We start from the raw sequence: 6289 nt of genomic DNA on the forward strand, positions 1-6289 counted from the left end.
CCTACCATCCGTCCGAAATGTAATAACTGTATTCCTAATATTAGGAGAAGCGATGTACAAGGTCGGCGTGTGGGGTCCGGGCTCGATGGGGCTGATCGCCCTGCGCGGAGTGATCGACCACCCACAGCTGCAACTCGTCGACCTCGTGGTGCACAGCGATGCCAAGGTCGGTCGCGACGCGGGGCAGTTGTGCGGGGTCGCCCCGGTGGGCGTCGCGGCGACGAAGGAGGCCGCGAGCATGCTGGCCGGTGACGCCGACGTGGTGGTCTATGCCGCGGCGGCAAACCTGCGGCCGGCCGAGGCGATCGCAGACATGGAGTCAATCCTGCGGGCGGGCAAGAACGTGGTGTCGTGCTCGGTGGTGCCGCTGGTCTTTCCGGACGCCGTCGACGCGGCCTTCACCGAGCCGCTACGGGCGGCCGCAATTGCCGGAGGAGTGTCTTTCTTCACCACAGGAATCGACTCGGGATTTGCCAACGACATTCTGCCGCTGGTCCTTTCGGGGGTCTCCCGAGTTATCGAGTCGGTCCGGGTCACCGAGATGTTCAACTACGCGACCTATCCCGACAAGGACGCGGTGTACGAGATCCTCGGGTTCGGCAAGCCTCCCGAGGAGACACCGTTCGCGGCCACGCCCGGCGTGTTCACGTTCGGCTGGGGTCCGGTGCTGCACCAGCTCGCCGCTGGGTTGGGAGTCAAGATCGCTACCATCGACGAGGACGTCGAACGGGTCGCCGCCGAGGAGTCATTCGACACTCCGACCGGCCATATCGCCGCCGGCACGATCGCCGCGATGCGGTCCACCCTCACCGGATACGTCGATGGCGCACCGACTTTCGTCATCGACCACGTCACCCGGATGCGAGACGACATCGCCCCGGACTGGCCGCAGCCGCACATTTCGATCGAGTCGAAGGATCTCGGATTCGGATTGGCGTCCGGCCGCGGTCTGTATCGGGTCGAGATTGACGGCTCACCGAGCATGCGCTGCGAGTTCGAGATGGCCGACGACCACGACCACGACCTGGGCGCGCGGATGGCCGGCGCCTCCCGGATGGTCAACGCCATCCCGGCGGTGTGCGAGGCGCAGCCGGGTCTGCTTTCGGCGTTGGATCTGCCATTGGTCACCGGCGCGGGGCTGGTCCGCTCGGTGCCGGGCCCGTCACCGGACAGCCGGCTCTTCTAGCGCCGGGCTCAAAGCTGCTGCGGCACGCCGAATTTCGCGAACAGCGTGGTGTCGAGGAACGCCACCACATGCGACACCCCGTCGGCACGCATGTCCAGCACTTGCAACTGGAACGGCAGGTGCTTGTCGCCGTCGCGCATATACATCGCAGCGGCGGGCTGTCCGTTGGCGGTCAACGGGATCAGGCGCATATCGCCGGGCGCCTCCGCGGGGCACTGCTGGTGGATGAGCGCCGCGATCGCCTGCGGACCCTGATACCAGCCGACATACGGTGGCATCTCCCAGATCGCCTCGCTGGTGAATATTTCCGCCAGCCTGTCGATGTCGTAGGCCTCGAAAGCAGCGATGTAATCCGCCAGGCGGTCCTGCGCATCGGCGGAATCCGGCGCCGCCAGCCGGTCCTCAGAGCTGGGCCCGACGGCCTCTAGCTGCGACCGCGCACGCTGCAGCAGGCTGTTGACGGCGGCCGTGCTGGCGCCGATTGCCTCGGCCACTTCGGCGGCCTTCCACTGCAGCACTTCGCGCAGCACCAGCACCGCTCGCTGCCGGGGCGAAAGGTGTTGCAGCGCCGCCACGAAGGCCAGCCGCACCGATTCACGAGTACTGACAATCTGAGAAGGGTCAGCGGGATCTTTGGAGACGTCCGGCAACGGCTCGAGCCACGCCACCTCGGTTCGCTCGATCAGTTCTCCGGCCGGGTCCGAACTGGGTGCGCCCAAGCCCGTCGGCAACGGCCGGCGCGATCGGCCCTCCAGCGCGGTCAGGCAGGTGTTGGTGGCGATGCGGTGCAGCCAGGTGCGCACCGACGACTTTCCCTCGAACCGGTCGTAGGCCTTCCACGCGCGCAGGAAGGTCTCCTGCACCAGATCCTCGGCGTCGTGCAACGAACCGGTCATCCGGTAGCAATGTGCGAGTAGTTCGCGTCGGTAGGGCTCAGCGCTGGCAGAAAAATCCGGGTCGCCACGGGCGAAATCTTCGGCGAGCACGCTCACCCGAGCGAGCTTACGCACCACGCCCGACATGTGGGGTCCGCCCGCCGACGATGCGCGCCGTGGAGCGGCGCGAGGAGAAGGCGGGCAATCCGGCTACGCTGCCCCTGATGACAACCACCCGCACCGAACGGTCCTTCGACGGTGCGGGCGGTATCCGCATCGTTTACGACGTCTGGACGCCCGACATCGCACCGCGCGGGGTCGTCGTGCTGTCGCACGGGCTGGGCGAACACGCCCGCCGCTACGACCATGTCGCTGCGCGGTTAGGTCAGGACGGCCTGGTTACCTACGCGCTCGACCACCGCGGACATGGCCGCTCTGGCGGCAAGCGGGTGCTGGTCAAACACATCTCCGAGTACACCGGCGACTTCGACGGGCTGGTCGGTATCGCCACCAAAGAACACCCCGGGCTGCCGCGCATCGTGCTCGGCCACAGCATGGGCGGCGGCATCGTCTTCGCCTACGGCGTCGAACGCCCCGACGACTACGACCTGATGGTGCTATCCGGGCCGGCGGTGGCGGCCCAGACCGCCGTGTCGCCGCTGCTCGTGATCGTCGCCAAGGCGCTCGGCGCGATCGCGCCGGGTCTGCCGGTGCAGGAATTGGACGCCAGCGCAATATCCCGCGACCCGGCCGTGGTGAATGCCTACAACACCGACCCGCTGGTCCATCACGGCAAGGTTCCCGCGGGTATCGCCCGCGCGCTGCTGACGGTCAGCGAGACGATGCCGCAACGCGCCCCAGCGTTGACCGCGCCGCTGCTGGTCGTGCATGGATCCGAGGACAGGCTGATCCCCGCCGACGGCAGCCGCCAGTTGGTCGAGGCCGTGGGCAGTTCCGACGTTGAACTGAAGATCTATCCGGGTCTGTATCACGAGGTGTTCAACGAGCCGGAGCAGGACCAGGTGCTCGACGACGTGGTCTCGTGGATCAACGCCCGACTGTGAATCATGTTGCCGCGCCGTCGGACCGTTCCTTTAGTTTGGTGACATGAGCGACGACAAGATGCTGGCGCGGATCGCCGCCCTTTTGCGTCAGGCCGAAGGCACCGACAACGCCCATGAGGCGGAGGCGTTCATGGCAGCCGCGCAACGGCTGGCCACCGCGACGTCCATCGACTTGGCGGTGGCGCGGTCGCATGCGGACAAGCGCACGCCCGCGCAGGCGCCGGTCCAGCGCACCATCACCATCGGCGCGGCCGGAACCAAGGGACTGCGGACGTATGTAGGGCTATTCGTTGCGATCGCCCACGCCAACGACGTCCGCTGCGACATCGCATCCAACTCGACGTTCGTCTACGCTTACGGTTTCGCCGAGGACATCGACGCCACCCACGCGTTGTACGCCAGCCTGGTGGTTCAGATGGTGCGCGCATCGGATTCCTACATCTCGTCGGGTGCGCACCGGCCCACCCCGACGATCACCGCCAGGCTGAATTTTCAGCTCGCGTTCGGCGCCCGGATCGGACAGCGGTTGGTCGAGGCCCGCGAGCAGACTCAGCGGGAAGCGAAGAAAGATCGTCGCCGTGCGCCGGGAACCGCGATTGCGCTGCGGGACAAGGAGATCGAACTTCGCGATTACTACCGCGACGCGTCGCAGGCGCGGGGCACCTGGCAGGCCAGCCGGGCTTCTGCGGGGTATTCCTCGTCGGCGCGGCGGGCGGGGGACCGCGCCGGCAAGCGAGCACGACTGGGAAGCGGCCCAGAGCTATCCGGAGCGCGGACCGCGCTGGATCGGTGAGCGCCGAGGACCCGGCCGCGCGGGACTGGCAGCGTTCGAAGGTGTATGCCGCTGAGGAGTTCGTCCGGACACTGTTCGACCGCGCCGCCGAACACGGATCAGCCAGCGTGGAGTTCTTCGGTGCGCAGTTGACGCTGCCGCCCGAGGCGCGGTTCGCGTCGGTCCCGGCGGTGCAACGTTACGTCGACGAAGTGCTGGCGCTGGCGACAGTACGACGCCAGTGGCCGAACGTGTCCCCGCTGAAGGTGCGGGCACGGCGGGCCGCCACCGCTGCTCACTACGAAAACCGTGACGGCGCAGGAATTATCGCGGTTCCCGACCGTGCGACGGCTGGCTGGGCGATGCGCGAACTGGTGGTGCTACACGAAATCGCACATCATCTCTGCGACGCACAGCCGCCGCACGGATCGCAGTATGTCGCAACGCTATGCACATTGGCCGAGCTGGTCATGGGGCCTGAGCTCGGGCACGTCCTGCGGGTGGTCTACGCGAAGGAAGGCGTGTGCTAGCTGACCGCGACCATCTCATCGCCACAGCTGCACCGATACGGCTGGTCTGCGCCGGCGCAGTGGCATTCGACCTCAACGCGAACCCGACAACCGCAGCCGTCGTGGCCGCAGGTCAACAGTGTTCCGGCTTCGTTTGTCATCTCTTTACCTCACCTGTCTAGGGATTCAGTGGACATCGCGACTGTAGCATATACCCCCTAGGGGTATCTAGTAAACGAGGTTTATTTGGTGGCGATCGGCGAAGGCGGCGGGCTAGCGTTGGCTCATGACCCAGAATCCGAGCCCGGCCGACGTTGATGCTTTCTTGGATACCACCGTGGTTGGCGACGATCCGGCGTTGTCTGCCGCCCGGGAGGCCAGCGATGCGGCGGGGTTGCCGCAGATCGCGGTGTCCACCCAACAAGGCAAATTCCTGAGCCTGTTGGCGGCCGCGATCAAGGCGCGCCGCATTCTGGAGATCGGCACGCTCGGCGGCTTCAGCACGATTTGGCTGGCGCGCGGCGCCGGACCCGACGGACGGGTGATCACGCTCGAATACAAGCCCACACACGCCGAGGTCGCGCGGGCCAATATCGACCGTGCCGGTGTCGGCGACCGAGTCGAGGTGGTGGTCGGCCCCGCGCTGGAGACGCTCCCGACCCTGACCGACGGGCCCTTCGACCTGGTGTTCATCGACGCCGACAAAGTCAACAACGCCTCGTATCTGGAATGGGCCGTCCGACTGAGTCAGCCCGGGTCAGTTATCGTGGTGGACAACGTCATTCGGGATGGCGCGATCCTGTTACCGAACTCCGACGCCGTGGTGCGCGCCACGCGGCAGACGCTGGAGATCATGGGCCAGCACCCGAAGCTTGATACCGCTGTGCTCCAGACCGTCGGATCGAAGCACTGGGACGGGTTCGCCCTCGCGTTGGTGAAGTAACCGTTAGGGCGCCAGGTCATTGACGGCCTGCTGTGCCGAGATGACCTCGCTGATCCGCAGCGCCGTGTCACCGGCGTAGAGCGCGCCGCTGTTCACCGACGAATCGGGCATGCCGGCCAGCGGTGCCAGTGGCGTGAGTACCGGAAACCTCGGTGATTGCAGGCGGATGAGCGGGCCGGCATCGAGATACCCGAGCACCGACAGCCAGCTGCTGCTCGCGTTCAGGGCAGCGGGCAACGCCTTGGCTGTTCCATCGCTGCGGCACCACCGCCGGGTAGCAGCATTGGGGATGACGCGATGCCGAAGCGGCCAGCTGAAACCGAAAAGGGTGGTCTCCATCGTTGATTCGGCGTCGACGATCCGTCGCTGATACTCCGGATGGGCATTGGCCTCGTGCGTCATCAGAAACCGCGTTCCAGCGATCACGCCGTCGGCTCCGGCGTTCAGCGCCGCGCGGGTGTCCGCGGCGGTGGCGATTCCGCCGGCGACGAAGACGGGCCGTTGACCGGCCGCCGAACGCGCGTGTGGGAGAAAGTCGAGCGCTGGCATGGTTCCGACGAGATGGCCGCCGGCTTCTCGTCCCTGTGCGATCAAACCGTCAGCGCCCCAACCGATTGCCTGTCGCGCTTGCGCTTCGGTACCTACCATCACGAAGACGAAGATTCCGGCGCCGCGCAGCTGCTCGACGATGCCGCGATCGCCACCGAAGGCCACCACCACGACATCGACGTGCTCATCGACGCACACCGCGACGTGGCTACGACGAGTGAAGTGCATCAACAGGTTCACCGCGACGGCGCGCCCCGGCGCCTGCGCGCGAACATGATTGATCGCTGCTCGCAACTGACCGGGCCCCGCGATCCCCAGGGTGCCCAGCCCGCCCGCCTTGGCCACCGCAGCGGCCAGCGGCCCGCCGGCCAGGCCGCCGCCCATCCCGGCC

7 protein-coding genes and 1 pseudogene are annotated in these 6289 nt (G+C 66.8%); 5 read left to right on the top strand and 3 right to left on the bottom strand.

The features are described 5' to 3' along the window. Positions 1 to 52: 52 nt before the first annotated feature. Complete coding sequence (locus WBF82_RS06575) at positions 53 to 1186, top strand: dihydrodipicolinate reductase (RefSeq protein WP_424382264.1); 1134 nt, start codon at positions 53 to 55, stop codon at positions 1184 to 1186. Between the two features lie 8 nt (positions 1187 to 1194). On the opposite strand, the pseudogene WBF82_RS06580 reads toward WBF82_RS06575, so the two are convergent. Further along, positions 1195 to 2338, bottom strand: a pseudogene (locus tag WBF82_RS06580) (sigma-70 family RNA polymerase sigma factor). On the opposite strand from WBF82_RS06580, the gene WBF82_RS06585 reads away from it, so the two are divergent. The 3 genes from WBF82_RS06585 to WBF82_RS06595 are packed head-to-tail and all read left to right on the top strand — an operon-like array spanning position 2286 to position 4427. Further along, positions 2286 to 3125 (top strand): lysophospholipase, encoded by an 840-nt coding sequence (locus tag WBF82_RS06585; RefSeq protein ID WP_424382265.1) that lies wholly within the window; start codon positions 2286 to 2288, stop codon positions 3123 to 3125. The pseudogene WBF82_RS06580 and the gene WBF82_RS06585 sit on opposite strands and share 53 nt — an antisense overlap. Before the next feature lie 43 nt (positions 3126 to 3168). Next, the gene (locus tag WBF82_RS06590) at positions 3169 to 3918 is read left to right on the top strand and encodes a DUF2786 domain-containing protein (RefSeq protein ID WP_424382266.1); all 750 of its coding nucleotides are present in this window, start codon (positions 3169 to 3171) and stop codon (positions 3916 to 3918) included. After that, positions 3915 to 4427, top strand: a complete 513-nt coding sequence (locus tag WBF82_RS06595; protein WP_424382267.1) for a TIGR04338 family metallohydrolase — start codon at positions 3915 to 3917, stop codon at positions 4425 to 4427. Before WBF82_RS06590 ends, WBF82_RS06595 begins: the two co-directional genes overlap by 4 nt. On the opposite strand, the gene WBF82_RS06600 is transcribed toward WBF82_RS06595, so the two are convergent. Beyond that, the gene (locus tag WBF82_RS06600; RefSeq protein WP_424382268.1) at positions 4424 to 4567 is read right to left on the bottom strand and encodes a metallothionein; all 144 of its coding nucleotides are present in this window, start codon (positions 4565 to 4567) and stop codon (positions 4424 to 4426) included. The two genes, WBF82_RS06595 and WBF82_RS06600, sit on opposite strands and share 4 nt — an antisense overlap. Positions 4568 to 4692: 125 nt before the next feature. On the opposite strand from WBF82_RS06600, the gene WBF82_RS06605 reads away from it, so the two are divergent. Beyond that, entirely contained in the window at positions 4693 to 5349 is a 657-nt protein-coding gene (locus WBF82_RS06605) for an O-methyltransferase (protein WP_424382269.1), read from the top strand. Positions 5350 to 5352: 3 nt separating this feature from the next. On the opposite strand, the gene WBF82_RS06610 is transcribed toward WBF82_RS06605, so the two are convergent. After that, positions 5353 to 6289: nitronate monooxygenase (locus WBF82_RS06610; RefSeq protein ID WP_424382270.1), on the bottom strand; the 937-nt coding region annotated here is incomplete at its 5' end.

Source organism: Mycobacterium sp. (genome assembly GCF_049673265.1).
Taxonomy (GTDB): Bacteria; Actinomycetota; Actinomycetes; order Mycobacteriales; family Mycobacteriaceae; genus Mycobacterium.